Raw genomic sequence first — 20,788 nt, forward strand, 5'->3', positions numbered from 1 at the left:
GCTAGACGATATTGTTGACCGCGCCGCCGGGCGACCAGAGCTGCGCGGCGAGCCGGTGCAGCGCGCGCGACAGCCCGCGCCGATCGATCGTGCCGCCCAGTGAGACGCGTATCGCCCTCGGCGCGCCGGGACCGACTGCGAAACGGTCCGACATCACGGCTGAAAGCCCGTCGAGCGCGAGCGCGGCGGCAAGCATGTCGGGGCTGGTGTCTTCGGGAAGCGGCAGCCAGAGGTGGTAACCTTGGGGATGCGCGGCATAGCGCGTCTCGCCCAAAACCGTGCGCGCAAGTTTTTGCCGCCATATCGCTTCCTTGCGGACCGCGTCGACCAGCCGGTCAAAGCTGCCGTCGGCGAGCCATAGCGAAACCATCGCCACATTGAGCGGCGGCGCCATCACGGCGCTTTCATGCTGGCATGACGCGAGCTGCATGGCCTCGGCCACCCCCGGCGCCCGGACAAAGCCGACGCGCAGCGCGGGCGAAATGATCTTGGCCGCGCTCGCAATATACCAGCTGATCTCAGGCGCGAAGCTGGCGATGGCGGGGATCGGCGTATCGGGCAGCAGGCCATAGGCGTCGTCCTCGATGATCCGGACGCCTGCACCCTGCGCCCAGGCTGCGATATCGCGCCGCTCCTCGACCGCGATCGTTGCTGTGGTGGGATTGTCGTTGGTCGGAACGACATACAGTGCGCGCAATGGCGCGTCGGCGTGGGCAGCCTCCAGTGCTTCGGCGGTCATCTCCGCCAGTGGGACGAGCGTGACTCCCATGCGCCGCGCGGTCGCGGCAAAGCCCGGATAGACGAAATGTCCGCATGCGACCCGGTCGCCGGGCTTCAGGATCGTCGACGCAATGGCATGCAGGCCGTTCTGTGCCCCTGCGGTGACGATGATCTGTTCGACCGAAGACGACAGGGCGGTGCGCGCCAGCAGATCGGCGCCGGTCTCACGGTCCGCCGCCGCGCCGCCCGGCCGCTGATAATGCAGCCGCGCGAGGTTGTCGGTCCGGGCCAGTGTGGCGAGTGCCGAAGCCATCGCGTCGGTCAGGCGGCTTTCGACCGGGATTGGCGGGCTGTTCATCGCGATGTCGCTTTGTGCCGCGGTTGCGGCCTGGCCGGTACGGGCTTCTTCGCTGATAAAGCTGCCGGCGCGGCCGCGCGCGACGATCAGCCCGCGCTGCCGCGCGAGGTCATAAGCCTTGGTGACGGTGGTGAGATCGATCCCGAGCCGGATGGCGAGGTCGCGTTGCGGCGGTAGACGGTCGCCGTGCCGCAGGTCGCCGCGCGCGACGGCAGCGGCAATCGCGGTGGTCACCGCCTTATATTTGGGGCCCGCCGTGCCGGTGATGTCGGGCGTCCAGACATCATCCGCCACGCCGTTCGTCCGCTTCGTCCCTTTCGCGCGCATTCAGCTTCGCCCACAAATGCTCGGTCCCCGATTCCTGTGCCTTGTTCACATATTGCGACGCGACCAGCCAGCCCTTGATCGGCCGCAGCGGCAGCACGCACCCGATGACCATCACCGGGATCGAAAAGACCAGATGGATCCAGAGCGGCGGGCTGTAGACGATCTGCAACCACACGATCACAAAGGTCAGCGGAAAGGCGACGATGCATTGCGAGAAGAAGGCGGGACCGTCGTCGGGTGCGGCAAAGCTGAAGTCGAGTCCGCAATTGTCGCAACGATCGGCGAGTCTCAGCCACGAGCGGAACATATGGCCCTTGCCGCATTCGGGGCATTTTCCGTTCCATCCGGCCCACAATATCCAGCGCAGTTTTGCGTTGCCAACATCACCGCTTGTCATTCCTGCCTCCTAGGGGCGCATACATAAATACCATGCACAACTTATGTATGGTATGAAGGCGCGGAAAGAAATGCTATCATAACATATTAAAAACATTCATATAAATGAGAAGCATGAAAATATGCATGGAATATTATGCAATAATATCCATGCATATTGGATTGAGGGATGCGCCGATTTGAGGTGAGTCTTGTCCGGGCGACTGCCTAGACGCCATTTGGCGGGGCGATTGGCGCGGGGGCTCCATTCGTCATCGTTTACGCCGCTTTTACCAGTTCCGGTGCATGACATTGCCGAATGTTTGCGACTGGGGATAAATGATGGACAGCATGCGCGGACTGCTTTCGGGCAGCCACGACCAGGATGACGGGGCGATCGATGCGCCCGCGGCCGTCGGCGTCGACGAACGGCGGATGCAGGTGCGGGCCTATAATTACTGGGCTTCGCTGCTCGCCGACCGCGCTTATCCCTCGGTCGAGGACCTCGATCTCGACCGCGCCGATTTCGGATCGAATGCGGTGCTGCTCGATTTCACCGCCGGCGTGGAAAATCCCGGTATCGCCTTCCTCGGCGACAAGCTGCGCGAAGAATCGCAGATCGACGACGATGTTCATTATATCAGCCAGATCCCCGGCCGTTCCTTGCTGTCACGGCTGACCGACCATTATCTCCAGATCATCGCCAACCGCGCGCCGATCGGCTTCGAGGCCGAGTTCGTCAACGATCGCGGCGCAACTATCATGTACCGAGGTATCCTGCTGCCCTTCTCATCCGACGACGACACGATCGATTTCATCATGGGCGTGATCAATTGGAAGGAAGCGCTCCCCGTCGATCAGGCGGAGGAGTTGCAGTTGTCGGTCGAACAGGCGCTGCGCAGTGCGCCGCCGCTCACCGCGCCGGTGCCCGTATGGGCCGACGGCCCCGATTCGGAACATCTCGATCATGAAGTCGAGCGTGACGCTGCGCCGGGCTTTGCCGCTCTGGACGAAAGCGTCGCCATCACGACCGGCGCCGACATTGCGAACTATGACGACGCGGTGCCGGTCGAGCCCGGCGAAGAAGCTGAACTCGCCGACTGGCTTGCACTTGCACGCGAGACGGCCGAGCAAGCGATTGCCGCCGACAGCCGGAGCCGTGGCGCGCTTTATCAGGCGGTCGGCAAGGCGTGGGATTTCGCATTGGTCGCGGAGCAGCAGCCCGAAGCCTTCGCTGCCTTGCTGGACGATGCGGGGCTGGCGGTGCAGGATCGCGCGCCGATGACGCCGGTGGTGAAGCTGGTGTTCGGGGCAACCTATGACAAGACGCGTCTCGCCGAATATGCCTGCGTGCTTGGTCATGCGAAGGACGAAGGCGTCGGCCGCGGCGAACTTGCGGCCTATCTAGATCGCTATCCGGGCGGGCTCAAGGGGCTGGTCAAGGATGCGCGGGCGCGCCGCAAACCCGTCGACGATGCCGGTGAGCGGCCCGACGAAAAACTCGAAGCGCTGCGCCAGGCGCATCCCGCCCTGATTATCGAGCATGATGCCGGCGACTCCGAATTCGTCGTGCTGATTGCGCGTGCGATGCCCGGCGGTTGCATAGGCATCGTCGCCAAGGCGGCCGACGATCCGGCACTTGTCGCGAAGCTCGCGCGCAAGGCGGTCCCGATTACGTCAGCCGGCTGAGAGCGTTCACGCAACAGACAAACCAAAAATTGAAATAATTTAACGCGGACGCGCGAACGAGGCCTTGAGCCGCGCGCGCCACAGGCGCATAGGGGTCCGCAGCGAACGGGCCCCCGCCGATCGTCGGCTGGGATCCCCTCATTTTGTTCGGGATGCTGCATTTTATGTCTCAAAATTTGTCCGACACGCCGGAAACGGACACGACCCCCTCCACCGCCAAAATTCCCCAGAAAATAGCCACTGCCTATCTGGCGGCTTTGCGGGGCAGCGCGCTGCCTGGTGAGGGCGACGACATGGACAAGACGGCGCTTGCCGACGCGGGCGAGTTTGCGGCGCGCGCGTCGCTCGATCGCGCCGCCGAAACGCCGTCGCTGCTGCTGGAACCGATGGCTGCTGATGGCACCGACCGCCGGATGCGCCTCGTCATCATCAACGACGACATGCCCTTCCTTGTCGATTCGACATCGCAGGCCGTCGCGGCGCAAGGACTGGCGGTCCACCGCATCCTCCACCCCGTCGTCCCGGTGAAGCGCGATGCCAAGGGACATTTGCTGGAAGCGGGTGAAGGTCCGGACCGCGAATCGGTCATCTATATGGAGCTTGAGCGCGGCGATGCGCGGGCGCGTCGGCGCTTGCTCGATGGACTTGAGGCGGCACTGCGCGATGTGCGTGCCGCGGTACGCGACTGGCGGGCGATGCGCGCCGCAATGCTCGCCGATGCTGCGATGCGCGTCGAGGGTGAAGCTGCAGAATTGCTGCGCTGGTTCGAGGGCGGGGCGATGACCCAGCTCGGCCATGAATGGCGTACGCGCGATGGCAAGGTGCAGGATTCGCTGGGCGTCAGCGAGAGCGGTGAAAGCCAGCTCCTGTCGCCCGCGGCGCTCGAAGCCGCTTTCGCCTGGTTCGACAAGGGTGGCCAGGCCCCGCTCCTGATCAAGTCGAACCGGTTGTCGGCGGTCCACCGCCGCGTATTGCTCGACCTCGTTATCGTTCCCGAAGTGAAGGGCAAGACGGTTGAGCGCCTGTCGATCCACGCCGGTCTGTGGACCAGCGCGGCGCTGTCGGCGCCGCCGGCGAAGGTGCCGGTGCTGCGCGCGCAGCTCGAGGCGCTGATGGCAAAGTTCGGCTTCGATCCGACTGGCCATGCGGGCAAGGCGCTTGCCCACGCACTTACTGCGCTGCCGCACGATCTGTTGATCGCGTTCGATGCGGCGTCGCTCGAAGAGCTGGTGCTCACCTCGATGTCGATCACCGACCGGCCGCGGCCGAAGCTGGTAACGGTGCAGAGCGCGCTCGGCCGTCATCTGTTCGTGTTTGTCTGGCTGCCGCGCGACGAAGTGTCGACCGGCCGCCGGATCGCGGTCGAAGCGCTGCTCGTGCGCGAAGCGAAGGCGGGTGTCATCGGCTGGACGATGGTGCTCGAGGATGGCGGCGCGGCGTTGCTCCGCTTCACGCTCGATCTGCGCAGCGGCGGTGTCGTGCCCGACACCGAGGCGCTCAACGCGCAGCTCGAACAGATGGTGCGCGGCTGGCAGCCCGAGGTCGAGGCGGCACTCGCCAAGCGGGGCGACCCGGGGCGCGCGGCCGCTCTTGCGGCGCGCTTCGCGCCGACCTTCCCGCCCAACTACCGCAATCTCTATAATCCCGAGGAAGCCGCGCGCGACATCCTTCGCCTGCGCGACCTCGATGCCGAAAACCCGCGCAGCGTCCGGCTGGCACGCAAGAGCCTCGACGGCGACGACCGGCTGCGGCTCAAGGTCTATAGCGCGGCGGGTCCGCTCGCGCTCTCGGACGTTGTCCCCGCGCTCGAACATTTCGGTTTCGAGGTGCTCGAGGAAATTCCGACCGCGCTTGGCCAGAGCCGCGCGCCGGGAACCGAAGGCGATGACGAGCCGGCGATCGTGATCCACGACTTCACGCTGCGGCTGCCGGCCAACGTCGATGAGCTAGCTTTGCTCCCCTATGCGGAAGTTCTCGAAGGCGCGATCGCTGCCGTGCTCGATGGCAAGGCCGAAAATGACGCGTTCAACGAACTGGTGCTTACCAACCAGACCGATCCGCGTGCGATCGTCTGGCTGCGCGCCTGGTTCCGCTATCTGCGTCAGGGCGGATCGGCCTATGGCATGGACACGGTCGTCAGCGCGCTGCGCCATGCGCCTGCGCTGACCGCCGCGCTGATCGAACGCTTCTCGGCGCTCCACGATCCAAAGGCACGCGATGCGAAGCGTGCCGAGGCGCTCGAAGCCGACATCCTCGCGGGCTTTGCCGACATCAAGTCGATCGACGAAGATCGCATCCTGCGCCTGTTCCACGCGGTGATCGGCGCAACGCTGCGCACCAATGCCTTTGCACCCGCCGCCGAAGAGGCGCTGGCGTTCAAGATCGATTCGAGCCTCGTCCCCGGCCTGCCCAAGCCGCTGCCGTGGCGCGAGGTTTGGGTCTATTCGCCGCGGGTCGAGGGTATCCACCTGCGCGCCGGCCCCGTCGCGCGCGGCGGCCTTCGCTGGTCCGACCGCCGCGACGACTTCCGCACCGAAATCCTCGGGCTGATGAAGGCGCAGCGCGTCAAGAACGCCGTCATCGTGCCGACTGGCGCGAAGGGCGGCTTCTATCCCAAGGCGCTGCCCGACGTGTCGCTCGACCGCGATGCGTGGTTTGCCGAAGGCACCGAATGCTATCGCATCTTCATCCGCTCTTTGCTGTCGATCACCGACAATCTGGTGGCGGGCAAGGTCGTGCATCCAAAGGGCGTCGTGATCCACGACGGTGACGATCCCTATTTCGTCGTCGCCGCCGACAAGGGCACCGCGACCTTCTCCGACGTCGCCAACGCGCTCGCGATGGAACGCGATTTCTGGCTCGGCGACGCCTTCGCAAGCGGCGGCTCGAAGGGCTATGATCACAAGGCGATGGGCATCACCGCGCGCGGCGCATGGCTTTCGGTCCAGCGCCATTTCGCCGAAATGGGCGTCGATGTGCAGACCGACACGATCCGCGTCGTCGGCTGCGGCGATATGTCGGGCGACGTGTTTGGCAACGGCATGTTGCTGTCGAAAGCGCTTCAGCTGACCGCCGCGTTCGATCATCGCCATATCTTCCTCGACCCCAATCCCGATCCGGCGAAAAGCTGGATCGAGCGCGAGCGGATGTTCAATCTGCCGCGATCGAGCTGGGCCGATTATAATGCCAAACTGATTTCGAAGGGCGGCGGCATCTTCCCGCGCAGCCAGAAGAGCATAACGCTCAGCCCCGAAGTGCAGACGCTGCTTGGCCTTTCGGTGTCGGAAATCGATCCCGGCTCGCTGATCTCGGCGATCCTCAAGGCGCCGGTCGACCTGCTGTGGTTCGGCGGCATCGGCACTTATGTGAAGGCCGCGAGCCAGAATAACGCCGAGGTCGGCGATCCCGCCAACGACGCGCTGCGCGTCGATGCCGAGGATCTGCGCGTCCGCGCGGTGGGCGAGGGCGCGAACCTTGGCACCACGCAGGCTGCGCGCATCGCCTTCTCGGCGAAGGGCGGGCGGATCAACACCGACTTCATCGACAACAGCGCAGGCGTCGATTGCTCGGATAACGAGGTCAATATCAAGATCGCGCTCAACCGCGAGATGGCCGAAGGCCGCCTCGCGCAGGAGGCGCGCGACGCGCTGCTCGTGCGCATGACCGACGATGTCTCCGCGCTGGTGCTCGAAGATAACCGGCTGCAGGCGCTTGCGCTGTCGATCGCCGAAAAGGGCGGATCGGCGGCGGTGCCGTCGCTCGTTCGGCTGATGGAAACGTTCGAGGCCTCGGGCCGGCTCGACCGCAAGGTCGAGGGGCTGGCGGCGAACGACGAACTGCTTCGCCGCGCCGCCGAAGGGCGCGGGCTGATGCGCCCCGAACTTGCGGTGCTGTTGTCGACCGCGAAGCTTGCGTTGCAGGAGGCGATCGAGAATAGCGACCTGCCCGACGATCCGGCGCTCGGTAGCGACCTTGCGGCGGCCTTCCCGGCCGAGATGCAGCGTGATTTTGCCGGTGCGATCGCCGATCACCAGCTACGCCGCGAAATCATCGCGACGAAGATCGCGAACCGCATCATCAACCGCATGGGCATCGTCCATCCGTTCGAGCTGGTCGAAGAGGAAGGCTGCGCGCTCGGCGATATCGCCGCGGCGTTTGTCGCGGTCGAACGCTTGCTCGAAATGCCCGCGATCTGGGATGCGCTCGATGCAGCGAAGATCGACGAAGCCGTCCGCCTCTCGCTCTTCGCGCAGGCTGCCTCCGCGATGACGTCGCAGATGGCCGATCTGCTGCGCGTCACCCAGACGCTGTCGCAGCCGGGCCCGGTCGTCGCACGGCTCGAACCTGGGGTCGACCGCCTGATGACAGGGGTCGACGCGCTGCTCAGCCCGTCGGTCAAGCGCCAGTGGGACAGCCTGACCCAGCAATTGCTCGACGCCGGTGCGCCCGAGCCGCTGACCGCCGCGGTTGTCCGGCTGTTCAAGACCGACGGCGCGATCGGCATCGTCGACCTCGCCGAACGGCGCGGCGACGACGAGATTGCGGTGACCCATGCCTTCACCCATCTGGGCGAAGCGCTCGGGCTCGACTGGGCACAGACGCTGGCGGCGCATATGAGCCCCGCCGATCCGTGGGAACGCCTGCTGGTCAACAGCCTCGCGCGCGATTTCCAGCAGATGCGCCTGAGCTTCCTGGCCGGGCTGCCGAAGGGCGACCTCGACACGGCGGTGACCAAATGGCTCGCCGATCACGCGGCGCGGGTCGAGCAGTTCCGCGCGACGGTCGAGCGGGCGCGGACGATCCCGAACCCGAACGGCGCGATGCTCTCGCATATCGCAGGGCAGGCGCGCGGATTGCTGGGACGGTAATGCCGTTCCAGCCCCGCGTCGCGATCCTCGTCCCGGCGCCTGACTATTACGAAAAGTGGCAGCCCGCCTTTGCCCGCAAGGCGGCGGCGCTGACCGCTGCCGGGCTGATCGTCGAGCAACGGGAATGGACCGATCCCGGCGATCTGTCGGGCTATGATCTGGTCCTGCCGCTCTTCGTCTGGGGCTATCAGCGCGATGTTGCGGGCTGGTATGCACTTCTCGACCGGCTGGAGGCTGAGGCATTGCCGGTGGTCAATCCGGTACCCGTGCTACGCTGGAACAGCGACAAGGCCTATTTGGCCGAACTCGGCGCAAAGGGCGTTGCGGTGGTGCCGACGGTCGAGGTCGCCTCGCTTGATGGCGCGCGCCTCGCCGAGGCGCGCGCTGCGCTCGGGGCCGACGAACTTGTCATCAAGCCCGCGATCTCGGGCGGCGCCGATGGCACGCACCGCGTCGCACCCGGCACGCCTGTCCCCGCCGATGCGTTGGGCGAGCGCCGCCTCGTCCAGCCGCTGATGGCCGGCATATTGACCGAGGGCGAATATTCGCTCTTTTTCTTCGGCGGCAAGTTCAGCCACGCAATCGTCAAGCGCCCTGCCTCCGGCGATTTCCGCGTGCAGGAGCAGTTTGGCGGGCGAGAGACGGCGTGGGATGCAAATGATGCGGCGCAGACCCTCGCTGCGGCGGCGCTGGCGGCCGCTCCCGCCCCTCCGGTCTACGCGCGTGTCGATATGGTCGGCGACGCGGTGGGCAAGCTCCACATCATGGAACTCGAACTGATCGAGCCATCGCTGTTCCTGCATCATGCGCCCGACAAGGGCGCGGCGTTCGGTACTGCGGTGGCACGAGCTTTGGTGGGGTAGTCGAGATGACAGAGCGCGTTTCCGAGCGGTTGCTGGATCAGCGCATACGCAACCGGATCATCGAAGCCGTCGAAACCTTGGCAGATGGTGAGGCGGGAGTACGCGAAGCCGGATTCAAAAACTATTTCGAGAATTTCTACGACTGGATACCGCACCGCGACGATGGCGAATTTCCGGCACTCTCGACATTGACCAAAGCGGAAGAGACGATGTTGATCGAAGTCAGTCATGCACTGGATGAGGCATGCACCGACACGCCGCGCGACATGACCGACGATCAACTGATTTCGACGGGCTGGCCGGCGCGCATCGAGCCGATTGCGAAGCGGGTCTGCGATTTGATGGCCGAGCGGGGGCGGTTCAGTGAAGAGATCGAAGAGTTGGAGCCTTCCAAGCCTAGCTAACTAGCGTCCCGACCCCGCCACAACCACTGCCGGATCGCCGACGTCAGGTTCGGTGGGTCGTCGGCTTCCATCCGCTCGACGTCGATCCGCGCGACGAGCGCGTTGACAGGGAGCGCCTGCCGCGCGGCTTCGGCCTCCAGCGCGTCCCAGAACATCGGTTCGAGGCTGATCGAGGTCGGGTGACCCGCGATGGTGACCGATCGTTTGACCGGGGGATGGAGGGGGAACGTCATCGCCGATATGTAGCGGCTTGGCGCGCGACGGCAAAGCCGCCGCCGTGACGTCAGACGGGTTCGGCCGACTTGAGGTCGTCCGCCCCGCTGGCCGTGCCGATGGCTGCCGCTGCGCGACACCGGCGCCTAACCTTGTCGTCCGCTACGCGAACGCCTCGGTTACGCGCCTGCCATCGTCAATACATATGCTGCCCGCCATTGATCGACATCGTCGATCCGGTGACGAAGCCTGCGTCCTCGCTGCACAGGAATGCAACCCCGCGCGCGATTTCGTCGGCCTGGCCCAGGCGCCCGACCGGGATCTTCGCGACGATTTTTTCGAGCACCTGCGGCGGCACCGCGGCGACCATGTCGGTGTCGATATAGCCCGGCGCGATCGCGTTGACCGTCACGCCCTTCTTGGCGCCTTCCTGCGCCAGCGCCTTGGTAAAGCCGTGGATGCCCGATTTCGCGGCGGCATAATTGACCTGGCCATATTGGCCCGCCTGCCCGTTGATCGACCCGATATTGACGATGCGGCCCCAGCCGCGTTCGACCATGCCGCCAAATGTCGCTTTGGCCATGTTGAAACAGCCGCCGAGGTTGACGCGCATCACGTCGTCCCAGTCGCCATAGCTCATGCGGGCGAGGGTGCCGTCGCGGGTGATCCCGGCATTGTTGACGACGATGTCGACGGGTCCGAATTCTTCGGCGATTCGCGCGCAACTGTCGAGGCACGCCTGATGGTCGCCGACGTCCCACTTCATCGCCGCAATGCCGGTGCGATCGGTGAAAGCGCGCGCCTTTTCGTCATTGCCGCCATAGTTGGCGACGACGGTGACGCCCTGTTCCTGCAGCTTGAGGCTGATCGCCTCTCCGATGCCGCGGCTGCCGCCGGTGACGATTGCGATACGTGCCATATATACTGCTCTCCCACAGAGTTATGGCAACATGACTAGGCCGCGCGAGCGAGCGCTGCAAGTTTACCGGAACGTCAATCGCAAAGCTATTCAGGGGGTAGGCGGGGGGCCGGTGCCAGCTAGTTGCTCACCTGGACGCGCAGCTTTGAAAAGTCGCCGATGGCAAGGTCGGCCTTGCCGATGGTGACCACCAGATTGTCGCAGTCGCCGAACACCCGGCTCATCAACCCGCTGGTCGGCAACTCGATCAGCACCGCGTCGCGCTCTTCGTCATAATCATGGATGTGGCGAAAGGGTTCATGCCCCATTGCCGCCATCTCGCGCTCTGCAAGATCCTGCCAATAGGGTTCGTAAAAGGCGCGCGCCGGGGCCGAAAGATGGTCGGGACTGGCGCACCAGGCGTGTTTCGCGCGATCGAACAAGATCGTCTGATAGTCATGCACCCACAAATTCGCGTCGGCGCGGTGTGTCGTCAGCGGCAGGACGATCGTCTCGATCTGCGTGGCGCCGGTTTCAGGATCGACTGTCGGGACCGGCTTGGCCCAGCGAATCGCGTGCAGCGCCGCCATCACCGCGGTTGCGTCGCTGGGCGAGAAGGCCGCACGGGCGGCGCTGTCATGGACGATCGCGATAATTTCCTCGGCACGCTCGCGCGCTTCGACATTGATCGCGGCGCACCGTTTCAGTTCGGCAACGTCTTCCTCGTCGGTAACGGTCGGGGGCATGGTCTCTGGCATCAACCGGTCGAGCCGCATCTCTAGCAGCGCGACCATCGCGGTCATGCTGCCCCAGTCGAACGGGTGGAAGGCGGGGTCAGCGATGTCATAGCCGCGACTGTAGAGTGCGCTGCCCGGCTCGTTCGGATCGTTGTCGTTTCGCGGATCGGGTTCGCCGGGGCGAACCGCAACGAGGTCGACGGGCCATTCGGGAAAGGCGCGCGCGGCAAAGGACGCGAGATCGCCAAAGCCGAGGCCGCCGTGCGGGCCGAACCAGCCCTCGGGGTCGTTGAGCGTGAAGGGGGCGGCAACGGGCGCGCCGCCGTCGCGCAGATGAAGGACGCGCATGTCATAGTTGCGGCGGTGGATGAAGAAAGCGAGCGTGCCGTCACGCGGTCCCAACCCGCCCCACAGGTCGCGGGGCAGGTCGGCGCAGCTGATCTGCGCGAGGAAGTCCGCAGGCTGCCCGTCGATCTTCGGCCATTCCATGCCCGCGGGCAGCCGCGGACGGCCGCCAAGCCAGCTGTTCGTCGATATCGCGTCGCGCGGCGGAATTTGGGGAACAAGGCGCAGCGACACCTCTTCGGCGTGCGCCGTCTCGATCCGGTGCGCTTCTTCCTCGACCTCGGAAATCATCGCTTCCAACGCAATCTCGGCCGGTTCGACAGCCGCGGCGGGTTGGGGTTCGGGTACATATTCCGCCTCGGCCGGCATTTCGAACGGCGCTTTGCGGCTGATCCGCGCGAGCCGCGACGGGGAGATTTCGACCTCTTCCAGCTTTGGCTCCGCTCGACGCGACAGTTTCGGCAGACGGCTCTCACCCGGTGCTCGCGGTGGGCGCGGCGCGGCGGGGGCGGTGCGCGGACGGCGAAGCCACCAGATGGCGAAGACGACCGCCAGAAAGGCCAGCGTGGCCCCGGCCAGCGCCAACCCTGCCGATTCGAGCTCGTTCATGACGTACCTCCAAATTCGTGCCGGGCCGGGCCGTTTCGGCGCCGCGTCGGACCAATTTAGCGCATGGACCTAAACAGTTGGTAAGCGGCCGCGATTCAGAGCCATCCGGCCAGTTCGCGGCGGACGAGCGCCTGCAGCATCGTCATGCCGGGCGCATCGGCGTTGAGGCAGGGGAGGTAGGCGAAATGCCGCCCGCCCGCGGTTTCGAATTGCTGCTTGCCCCGAATCGCCAGCTCTTCGAGCGTTTCGAGGCAGTCGGCCGAAAAGCCGGGGGCGAAAATGGCGACACTGCGGCCTTCGCGGCCCAGCTGTTCGAGGCGGGTATCGGTCGCGGGTTCGAGCCATTTGGCGCGGCCGAAGCGCGACTGGAAAGCCACCTCGACCGGGCGGCCGAGCGCATCCGCCAGCAGGCGCGCCGTTTTCTGGCACTGGCAATGATAGGGATCGCCGAGCTGCAGCGTGCGCTCGGGCATGCCGTGAAAACTTGCCAGAAGGACATCGGGCGTGAAGTCGAGGGCCGCGAGTCCCGTCTCGACCGACGTCTTGAGCGCATCGAGATAGGCGGCATCGTCGTGATAGGGCGGCAGGAAACGAAGCGTTGGTTGCCAGCGCAGCGTCTTGAGATGCGTGCCGACGGCATCGACCACCGTCGCCGTCGTCGCCGCACAATATTGCGGATAAAGCGGCGCGATCAAAATCCGCTCGCATCCCAATGATTTCAACGCATCGATCGCCGCGCCGATCGCGGGTTCGCCGTACCGCATCGCATAGGCGACCTGTACCGTTTCTCCGAACGCTGCCCCCAGGGCATTGGCTTGCGTGCGCGTAATCGCGGCGAGCGGCGATCCGTCATCGGTCCACACCTGCGCATAGGCGTGCGTCGATTTCTTCGGCCGTGTGGTCAGGATGATGCCGCGCAGGATCGGCTGCCACAGGATTTGCGGAATTTCGACGACGCGGCGGTCGGACAGAAACTCCGCCAGATAGCGCCGCACCGACGGCGCATCGGGCGCATCGGGCGTGCCAAGGTTCACCAGCAGCACGCCGATGCGGGGCTCGACGGTCGCGGGATGGTCAGGGGGCAGGGTCACAGCGGGTGCGCCGACAGCGGAATCCGGCGGATGCGGCGGCCGGTCGCGGCGAACATCGCATTGGCGATTGCGGGGGCGACGACGGGCACGCCAATCTCGCCAAGGCCGCCGGGCTCCCGGTCGCTCTCGACAAATTCGACCAGGATTTGCGGGGTCTGCGACAGGCCGGGCAGACCAAGCTGGCCAAGTTTGCGCGCGGTCGCGACGCCGCCTTCATAGTCGGTCGTCGCGCCAACCGCCGCGGCAAGGCCGAAGATCAGCCCGCCCTCGATCTGCTGCCGCGCAATGGCGGGGTTCACCAGCCGCCCGGCGTCGACCACCGCGACCAATTGCTCGACCTGCAGCCCGCGCTCGCTTTGCCGTGCGGTTGCCATCAGCGCGATATGGCTGCCGCGCATCGAATGGCAGGCGAGCCCCTGCGCGGTCCCCGACAAGCCGCCCTCCCAGCCGCCGAGGCTGGTCGCGGTGAGCAGGCAGCGCGCGAGCAGCGGGGCGTTACCCAGCATCGCCATGCGATAGGACAGGGCATCCGATCCGGCGCGCGCCGCCATTTCGTCGACAAAACATTCGGTGAAAAAGGCGGTATAGCTGTCGGCATTGCCGCGCCAGCGCCCGGTCGGCAGGCCGATGTCGGCGGGGCAATGGTCGACCGCCATATGGCGGATCGCATAGCTGCTTGCCGCCCCTTCGACCGCTGCGGCATCCGCGCTGCCTGCGGCGGCGCGCTGCGCGACGTCGGCCGGCGTGTTGTCGAACAGCCGGTCGCGGACCTCATGGTTGGTCGGGGGCACCGCGATGCGCGTCACCAGCGCATCGATTCCGCCCGCCGCGTTGAGCGTCGCGGTCAGCTTCGCCCGCGCCGGCGCGCGCGGCGGCACGCGCATGATTTCTTCGGCGCGCGACCATGCGAGCTGGACCGGGCGGTTGACTTGCAGCGCGATGATCGCCGCCTGCACTGCAACGCTATGATCGAGGCAGGCATCGAACGATCCCCCCGCCATCATGGGGAACAGGGTGACGCTGGCGGGTGTCAGCCCGGTTGCACGCGCGATCGCGTCGCGGCATTGCGCGGGTGCCTGCGTCGCGACCCATATACTCAATTTTCCGCGGTCGGGCGCGGCGGTCGCGGTGCGCGTTTCGATCGGGGCGTGCAGCGCGGGGGCGACGGCATATTCGGCGGAAATTTTTGTCCGCGCTTCCATCGCTTCGTCGACGTCGCCTTCGCTGACGATGCGATAAGCGTCGTCCTTGAGCGCCGCCTTCAACGCCTTGTCGATCCGGTCGGTCGAAATCGGCGTGCCTTCGGTCTCGAAGACAGGCGCGAAGCGGTCGAGCGCGCGGTTCGCGGCCCACCAGTTGCGCGCGACCGTCGCCACCCAGCGTTCGTGCGTGACGACGTGCAGCAGGCCGGGTGAGGCCAAGCCTTTCTTGCGGTCGATATTCTTCAGCCGCGTGGCGCCGAGCGGTCCCTGGCGGATCGCTGCGAACACCATGTCGGGCAGACGGATATCGCCGGCATAATTGGCCGACCCGTCGATCTTGGCCGGCAGGTCGAGGCGCGTCAGTTCCTTGCCATATAGCGGGTCCGAACTGCTGGCACGATAAACGGGTTCGGCGGGTGGTTCGAGCAGTGCTGCCGCAGCTGCGACTTCGCCAAAGCGCAGCTTTTTCTTGCCGAAGGTGACAAAGCCGTCCTGCGTGTCGCATTGTTCCCAGTCGGCGTCCCAGCGCTTTGCTGCTGCCATCATCAGCAGCACGCGCACTTGCGCCGCCGCATCGCGGCACGGGGCTTCGAACATCCGCACCGACGAACTGTTCGCGGTCAGCATCACGGCGTGGCGCACCGCCCATTCGCGCCGCGCCCAGCTGCGCACATCGGACACGAAATCGGGAACCCCCGCCCGCGGGGTAAAGACCGCGCTATCCTCGTCGACGAGCAATATGTTGGTATAGAGCGGGTTGATCGGCGCGGTTTCGACCGCGATCGTCCGCCAGTCGGCGCCGAGCTCGTCGGCCATGATTTGCGGCAACAGCGTTGTGACGCCCTGACCCATCTCGCATTGCGGGACGATCGCGCTGATATGCCCATCGTCGCCGATCTTCAGAAAGGCGTTAAAGACATGCTCGTCGGGGGCGGCGGTCAGATTGGGCTGATAATCGCGCGGCCACAGGCTCCATGCGATGGCAAGTCCGCCCGCCGCGGTCGCGCCGACGAGCAGCGAACGGCGGCTGACGAGCGGTGCGCGCGATTTGTTTTCCCCCACTATGTCGCGAATGCCGGCCATGCCCGCTGCTGATAGTCGGCGCGAGTCGGCGAGGCAAAGGCTTTTGGATCATCGTTGCCCTGGCGCAGGCGCGCCTATTTCTCCGAAAGTGCGAAATCGACGCGCACCGAAACCTGCGATTCGCTGACCCCAGGGTTGAAAGGCGGCGCCGCGGCGGACTGCTCGGCGACCGCGTAATTGGCGGCGTCGGCGGCGTAGGGCATCGGCGGCGCACTATCGCCGCCGTCGCGGATCGTCAGCACGCGGTCGATCTTGAGGCCGGCAGCACCGGCATAGGCATCGGCGCGCGCGCGGGCGGCGCGATAGGCGGCGGCATAGGCCGATTGGGTCGCCGCCTCTTGATCGGAGACGCGCAGCGTCGGCCCCGACAGCACATTGGCGCCGGCCTGCGTCGTCGCCGCGACGGCCTGACCCGCCTTGTCGACCGCACGCATACGCACCTCGACCTGGTTGACCGCTTCGAATTTGCCCTTGTTCGCGCCCCAGTCGATCCGGTTGACGGTCAACTGGCGCGTCTGGAGATCCTTGCCCGCGACGCCAAAGGCTTTGAGCGCCTCGGTCACTTTGGTCATCGTTTCGTTGTTTTTCTGCGTCGCGACCTCGGCCGATGCCGCAATCGTGCTCACCCCGGCGGTGAAGCGTGCTTCGTCGGGTTTTGTCTCGGACCGGCCGGTCGCCGATACCGACAGCAAGGTTTCGTCATGCCCGACACCGCGCGGGTCGGGCGCCTTGTCGCTGCACGCGCCGAGCGCGAGCAGGGGAAGCAGCATAAGGATCTGGATGCGCATGAACTTTCTCCCGTCATCGCTGTCCAGCGTATGACGGGTGGAACGGTTCCCTACCAGCCCCACGGCGCGGGCGGGGGTGTCACCGGTTTGGCATAATCGAACGCAACGCGGAAATGCCGTCCTTCGCGGTTCAGGCCATAGGTGAAGCCGGCGTTGGTGGTTTCGACCGACCAGATGTTGGTACTGGAAACGCTGCGGCCCGTGCGTTCGAACATCGCGATCGATTCGGCATCGACCGGAAATGTCTGCCGTGTTGCGCTGCCGTTGCCCGCCGTGTCGCCGCCGTAAAGCGTGACGTCGTCCGACGTGCCGTCGGCGTGGCGATGATCATGCTTGAGGCGGAGACCCGTTGCCGTCCGGCTGATGACCCACGTCCGCGACCGGTCCCAGCCGCCATCGGGGCCGGGCCCGTCGATGTGAAAGGGAATCTCGATGCGGTCCGATGTGCAATGGCGGATGTGCATTACCATCGCCTTGCCGCGCATATCGGCGTCGGCGTCCTGATCGCTCGCAAGGCGCCCGGCATAAGCCTTGCCGCATCGCGCCGAGAGCGCGTCGAAAAAGGCGTCCTGCGGATTTTTGCCGTGTGACGTGGTTGCACAGCCTGCGAGCGCGGTCGCGGCGAATAGCGCGAGTGCGGCTTTCACCGCAGCAGGCCGAGGCGGGGGATTTCGATCTTGGGGCAGCGATCCATGACCACGGACAGGCCCGCGGCGTCGGCGCGCTTCGCCGCGGCCTCGTTGATGACACCCAGCTGCATCCATACCGCTTTCGCGCCATGGACGATCGCTTCGTCGACCGCGGTGCCGGCGTCGTCGCTGTTGCGGAAGATATCGACGAGTTCGGCGGGCGGTTCGACATCGGCGAGCGTGGCGACGACGGGCGCGCCGTGGATCGTCTTGCCGGCATGGCCCGGATTGACCGCTATCACGTCATGGCCCTGGCGCACGAGGAAAGCGAGGACGCCGTTCGAGGCGCGGGCGGGGTTAGGCGAAGCGCCCACAACCGCGATACGACGCTTTTGCCCGAGCAGTTCGCGAATTTCGCCTTCGTCGTTGATCGCCATCATCGCCCCTTTCGTGTGTTCAGCCAGTCCGCGACCTTCGCCGCTATCGCATGAAACGGTTCGCCCGCCGGGTCGGTTCCGGCCGCCGGCGGCACGCCGCCGTCGCTTGCGAGGCGAATGCCCATCGACAGCGGCACACGGCCGAGGAAGTCGAGACCCATCGTCTTCGCCGCCGCTTCTGCGCCGCCGCTGCCGAACGGATCGCTGACCTCGCCGCAATGCGGGCACGCATAGCCCGCCATATTCTCGACCAGCCCGATGATCGGGACATCGGCCTGTTCGAACAGGCTGATCGCGCGGGTCGCGTCCATCAACGCCAGGTCCTGCGGGGTCGATACGATCACCGCGCCCGCGGGTTTGTGCCGCTGAATCATCGTCAGCTGGACGTCGCCGGTGCCGGGGGGCAGGTCGACGACGAGGGTGTCGATATCGCCCCAGCTGGCGTCGACGAGTTGTTCGAGCGCCTTGCCCGCCATCGGGCCGCGCCAGGCGATCGCCTGTCCCGGCGCCGCGATCTGGCCGGTCGACAGCATCGGCACACCATAGGCGTTGGGTACCGGCACCAGCTTCGATCCGCGCGATTCGGGCTTCACATTTTCGCTGTCCATCAGCCGGGGCTGTGAGGGGCCATAGATATCGGCGTCGACCAATCCGACCTTCACCCCCTGCCGGCGGAGCGCGACCGCGAGGTTCGCTGCGAGCGTCGATTTGCCGACCCCGCCCTTGCCGCTGCCCACCGCGATGATCGTCAGCGATTTCTTCTCGGCGGTCATCGCGATGCGCACCTCGCGCACGCCCGCCTCTGCGAGCAGGCCGGCGCGCAACCTGTCTTCCAGCGGCTTGCGCTCCTCGACCGCGAGCCCCGACACATCGAGTACGACGGCGAGCAGGCCCGAATCGTCGAGCAGGCGCAGCCCTGACGACCGCCCTCCGCTCAGTTCGGCGGCGGCAGCGGTCAGGCGGGCGATATCGGCGCTTTGTTCGGTCATGTCCGCGGCAGATAGGCATGATCCGCCCGTTTGCCAGCCATTTTCGCGCGCACCCCCTGTTAATCGCGCCCGCTGACCCTATAAAAGCCATATGAACGATAAATTTGACGGCAGCATGGATCGCCGCAGCCCGAGAGGATTGCGGCAATTTTTCCATCAGATCAGCCAGATGGCGAACAGCCCATGGGGCAGCGGCCCGGGCAAGGGCGATGACGACGGGAAGGGCGACGGCAAGAAGCCCGGCCCGCGCAACCCGTGGGTGACCCCCGATCCGGCCGACCAGCGGCGCGCGCAGAAACCGCGCGGCCCCTCGGCGCTCGATGAACTGCTGCGCAAAGGGCGCGGCGGTTTCGGTGGCGGCGGCTCTGGCGGTGGCAGCCAGTTCAATTTCGGCGATTCGGCAAAGCTCTGGAAATGGGCCATCCTCGCCATTGTGGTCATCTGGGTTCTTTTCTCGTCCTTCCACATCGTGCCGCCCGAAAAGGAAGGCGTGATCACCCGCCTCGGCAGCTATTCGCGGACCGTCGGTCCCGGCGTAAAGCTGACCTGGCCGGCCCCCGTCGAGCGCATCCGGCTCGAAGACGTCCGCGCGATCCGGACGATGGCGATCGGCTCGCCCAATGCGACCGACGAGAATTTCGTGCTGACGCGCGACCAGAGCATCGTCGACCTCGCGTATGAAGTCCGTTGGTCGGTGCGCGATCCCGAGCTGTTCTTTTTCCAGCTCGCCGATCCCGAAGGCACGATCCGCGAAGTCGCCGAAAGCGCAATGCGCGCGACGGTCGCGAACTTCGACCTCGTGCAGGCGATCGGCCCCGGCCGCGTCGAGATCGAAGCGCAGGTCCAGCAGCGGATGCAGGAATTGCTCAATCAGTATCGCGCCGGTGTGATGATCCAGGGCATCGCGATCCGTCAGGTCGATCCGCCGAGCCAGGTCGATGAAGCGTTCAAGGAAGTCACCGCGGCGCGGCAGGAACGCGAATCGGCGATCAACCTCGCCCGCGCCTATCAGCAGCAGGTACTGGAACGCGCGCGCGGCGACACATCGGCGTTCGACCAGATTTACGCGCAATATCAGCTGGCCCCCGAAGTGACCCGCAAGCGCCTTTATTATGAAACGATGGAGAATGTGTTGTCGAACGTCGACAAGACGATTGTCGAAGCGCGCGGGGTAACCCCCTATCTGCCGCTCAACGAAGTGCAGAAGCGCGCCAAGGCCGCACCTGCCGAAGCGACGAAGGGAGCCGAATGATGTTGGGTTCGCTCCTTCAAAATCCGGTGCGCCTGCTTGTCGGCGCCGTCGCCGTGCTGGTCATCCTGTCGCAATCGCTCGCGATCGTGCCCGAAGACAAGCAGGCACTGATCCTGCGCTTCGGCGAAATCGAGCGGACGGTGAACCGCTACAAGGAAGGCGAGGATTTCGGCCGCTCGGGCGCGGGTCTCGTTCTGCGCGTGCCGTTCACCGACGGCATCCAATATATCGACAAGCGGATCCTCGGCGTGAACATGGAGCGCCAGCAGGTGCTCTCGACCGACCAGCAACGGCTGCAGGTCGACGCCTTTGCGCGGTTCCGCATCACCAATCCGGTGCGCATGTACACCGCGATCCGCACCGAGGATAAATTGCAGGCGCAGCTTGCGACGATCCTCGGCTCGTCGCTGCGTAACGAGCTTGGCAAGCGGACCTTTGCGACCTTGCTGTCGCCCGAACGCGGCGCGGTGATGGACAATATCCAGATCGCGCTGAACCGCGAAGCGCAGAAATATGGCGCCGAGATCATCGACGTGCGGATCAAGCGTGCCGATTTGCCCGAAGGTGCGACGCTCGAGGCGGCGTACAACCGCATGCGCACCGCGCGCCAGCAGGAAGCGATCTCGATCCGCGCCGAAGGGCAGAAGGAAGCGCAGATCATTCGTGGTAGCGCCGATGGCGAAGCCGCGCGCATCTATGCCGCGAGCTTCGGCAAGGATCCCGACTTCTATGATTTCTATCGCGCGATGCAGAGCTATCGGCAGACCTTCCTCGGTGAAAACAACCAGGGTGGAACCTCGATCATCATGTCGCCCGACAATGAATATCTGAAGCGGTTCAGCGGCGGTTGACGACAGGACATGTGCTGAACCGCCCGATGAATAGAATGTGCAAGCGCCGTTCATGTTCAA

The 20,788-nt window shown here is 65.5% G+C and carries 17 protein-coding genes; 6 read left to right on the forward strand and 11 right to left on the reverse strand.

Annotated features, from left to right (window positions below):
- Position 1 precedes the first annotated feature (1 nt).
- A complete protein-coding gene (locus AC07NV_RS08920; protein ID WP_495165959.1) occupies positions 2–1,405 on the reverse strand; it encodes an aminotransferase-like domain-containing protein in 1,404 nt (467 codons plus the stop codon).
- On the reverse strand, positions 1,362–1,802 hold the full coding sequence (locus AC07NV_RS08925; protein WP_495165960.1) for a DUF983 domain-containing protein: 441 nt from the start codon (positions 1,800–1,802) through the stop codon (positions 1,362–1,364). The genes AC07NV_RS08920 and AC07NV_RS08925 overlap by 44 nt, the downstream gene beginning before the upstream one ends.
- 320 nt (positions 1,803–2,122) lie before the next feature.
- On the opposite strand from AC07NV_RS08925, the gene AC07NV_RS08930 reads away from it, so the two are divergent.
- From AC07NV_RS08930 to AC07NV_RS08945, 4 genes are all read left to right on the forward strand, one after another.
- Positions 2,123–3,469, forward strand: a complete 1,347-nt coding sequence (locus tag AC07NV_RS08930) for a PAS domain-containing protein (protein ID WP_495166016.1) — start codon at positions 2,123–2,125, stop codon at positions 3,467–3,469.
- 164 nt (positions 3,470–3,633) lie between these two features.
- Positions 3,634–8,337, forward strand: a complete 4,704-nt coding sequence (locus AC07NV_RS08935) for an NAD-glutamate dehydrogenase (protein WP_495165961.1) — start codon at positions 3,634–3,636, stop codon at positions 8,335–8,337.
- The gene (locus AC07NV_RS08940; protein ID WP_495165962.1) at positions 8,337–9,200 is read left to right on the forward strand and encodes an ATP-grasp domain-containing protein; all 864 of its coding nucleotides are present in this window, start codon (positions 8,337–8,339) and stop codon (positions 9,198–9,200) included. The genes AC07NV_RS08935 and AC07NV_RS08940 overlap by 1 nt, the downstream gene beginning before the upstream one ends.
- A gap of 5 nt (positions 9,201–9,205) precedes the next feature.
- Entirely contained in the window at positions 9,206–9,604 is a 399-nt protein-coding gene (locus tag AC07NV_RS08945; protein WP_495165963.1) for a hypothetical protein, read from the forward strand.
- On the opposite strand, the gene AC07NV_RS08950 is transcribed toward AC07NV_RS08945, so the two are convergent.
- The 9 genes from AC07NV_RS08950 to AC07NV_RS08990 all read right to left on the reverse strand — a co-directional run bounded on the left by AC07NV_RS08950 (position 9,601) and on the right by AC07NV_RS08990 (position 18,625).
- The gene (locus AC07NV_RS08950) at positions 9,601–9,837 is read right to left on the reverse strand and encodes a ribbon-helix-helix domain-containing protein (RefSeq protein WP_495165964.1); all 237 of its coding nucleotides are present in this window, start codon (positions 9,835–9,837) and stop codon (positions 9,601–9,603) included. The two genes, AC07NV_RS08945 and AC07NV_RS08950, sit on opposite strands and share 4 nt — an antisense overlap.
- A gap of 176 nt (positions 9,838–10,013) precedes the next feature.
- Positions 10,014–10,736: an acetoacetyl-CoA reductase gene (gene phbB / locus AC07NV_RS08955; protein WP_495165965.1), complete on the reverse strand. Its 723-nt coding sequence runs from the start codon at positions 10,734–10,736 to the stop codon at positions 10,014–10,016.
- Positions 10,737–10,855: 119 nt separating this feature from the next.
- Positions 10,856–12,406: a DUF1963 domain-containing protein gene (locus AC07NV_RS08960; protein WP_495165966.1), complete on the reverse strand. Its 1,551-nt coding sequence runs from the start codon at positions 12,404–12,406 to the stop codon at positions 10,856–10,858.
- A gap of 95 nt (positions 12,407–12,501) precedes the next feature.
- The gene (gene hemH, locus AC07NV_RS08965; protein WP_495165967.1) at positions 12,502–13,497 is read right to left on the reverse strand and encodes a ferrochelatase; all 996 of its coding nucleotides are present in this window, start codon (positions 13,495–13,497) and stop codon (positions 12,502–12,504) included.
- Complete coding sequence (locus tag AC07NV_RS08970; protein WP_495165968.1) at positions 13,494–15,782, reverse strand: xanthine dehydrogenase family protein molybdopterin-binding subunit; 2,289 nt, start codon at positions 15,780–15,782, stop codon at positions 13,494–13,496. Before AC07NV_RS08970 ends, hemH begins: the two co-directional genes overlap by 4 nt.
- Before the next feature lie 74 nt (positions 15,783–15,856).
- Positions 15,857–16,570 carry an SIMPL domain-containing protein gene (locus AC07NV_RS08975; RefSeq protein WP_495165969.1) on the reverse strand — a complete coding sequence of 238 codons (714 nt, stop codon included), beginning with the start codon at positions 16,568–16,570 and terminating at the stop codon, positions 15,857–15,859.
- A 50-nt stretch (positions 16,571–16,620) separates the two neighbouring features.
- Positions 16,621–17,217, reverse strand: a complete 597-nt coding sequence (locus AC07NV_RS08980; protein WP_495165970.1) for a hypothetical protein — start codon at positions 17,215–17,217, stop codon at positions 16,621–16,623.
- Positions 17,214–17,636 carry a CoA-binding protein gene (locus AC07NV_RS08985; RefSeq protein ID WP_495166017.1) on the reverse strand — a complete coding sequence of 141 codons (423 nt, stop codon included), beginning with the start codon at positions 17,634–17,636 and terminating at the stop codon, positions 17,214–17,216. Before AC07NV_RS08985 ends, AC07NV_RS08980 begins: the two co-directional genes overlap by 4 nt.
- Positions 17,636–18,625, reverse strand: coding sequence for an Mrp/NBP35 family ATP-binding protein (locus tag AC07NV_RS08990; protein WP_495165971.1), 990 nt, complete (start codon positions 18,623–18,625; stop codon positions 17,636–17,638). The genes AC07NV_RS08985 and AC07NV_RS08990 overlap by 1 nt, the downstream gene beginning before the upstream one ends.
- 91 nt (positions 18,626–18,716) lie before the next feature.
- On the opposite strand from AC07NV_RS08990, the gene hflK reads away from it, so the two are divergent.
- Both hflK and hflC read left to right on the forward strand, forming a co-directional pair.
- Positions 18,717–19,877, forward strand: coding sequence for a protease modulator HflK (gene hflK, locus AC07NV_RS08995; protein ID WP_495165972.1), 1,161 nt, complete (start codon positions 18,717–18,719; stop codon positions 19,875–19,877).
- Positions 19,877–20,728 carry a protease modulator HflC gene (gene hflC, locus AC07NV_RS09000; protein WP_495165973.1) on the forward strand — a complete coding sequence of 284 codons (852 nt, stop codon included), beginning with the start codon at positions 19,877–19,879 and terminating at the stop codon, positions 20,726–20,728. Before hflK ends, hflC begins: the two co-directional genes overlap by 1 nt.
- The last annotated feature ends 60 nt before the right edge of the window (positions 20,729–20,788 follow it).

It is taken from the genome of Sphingopyxis sp. GW821-FHT10B01, assembly GCF_059415685.1.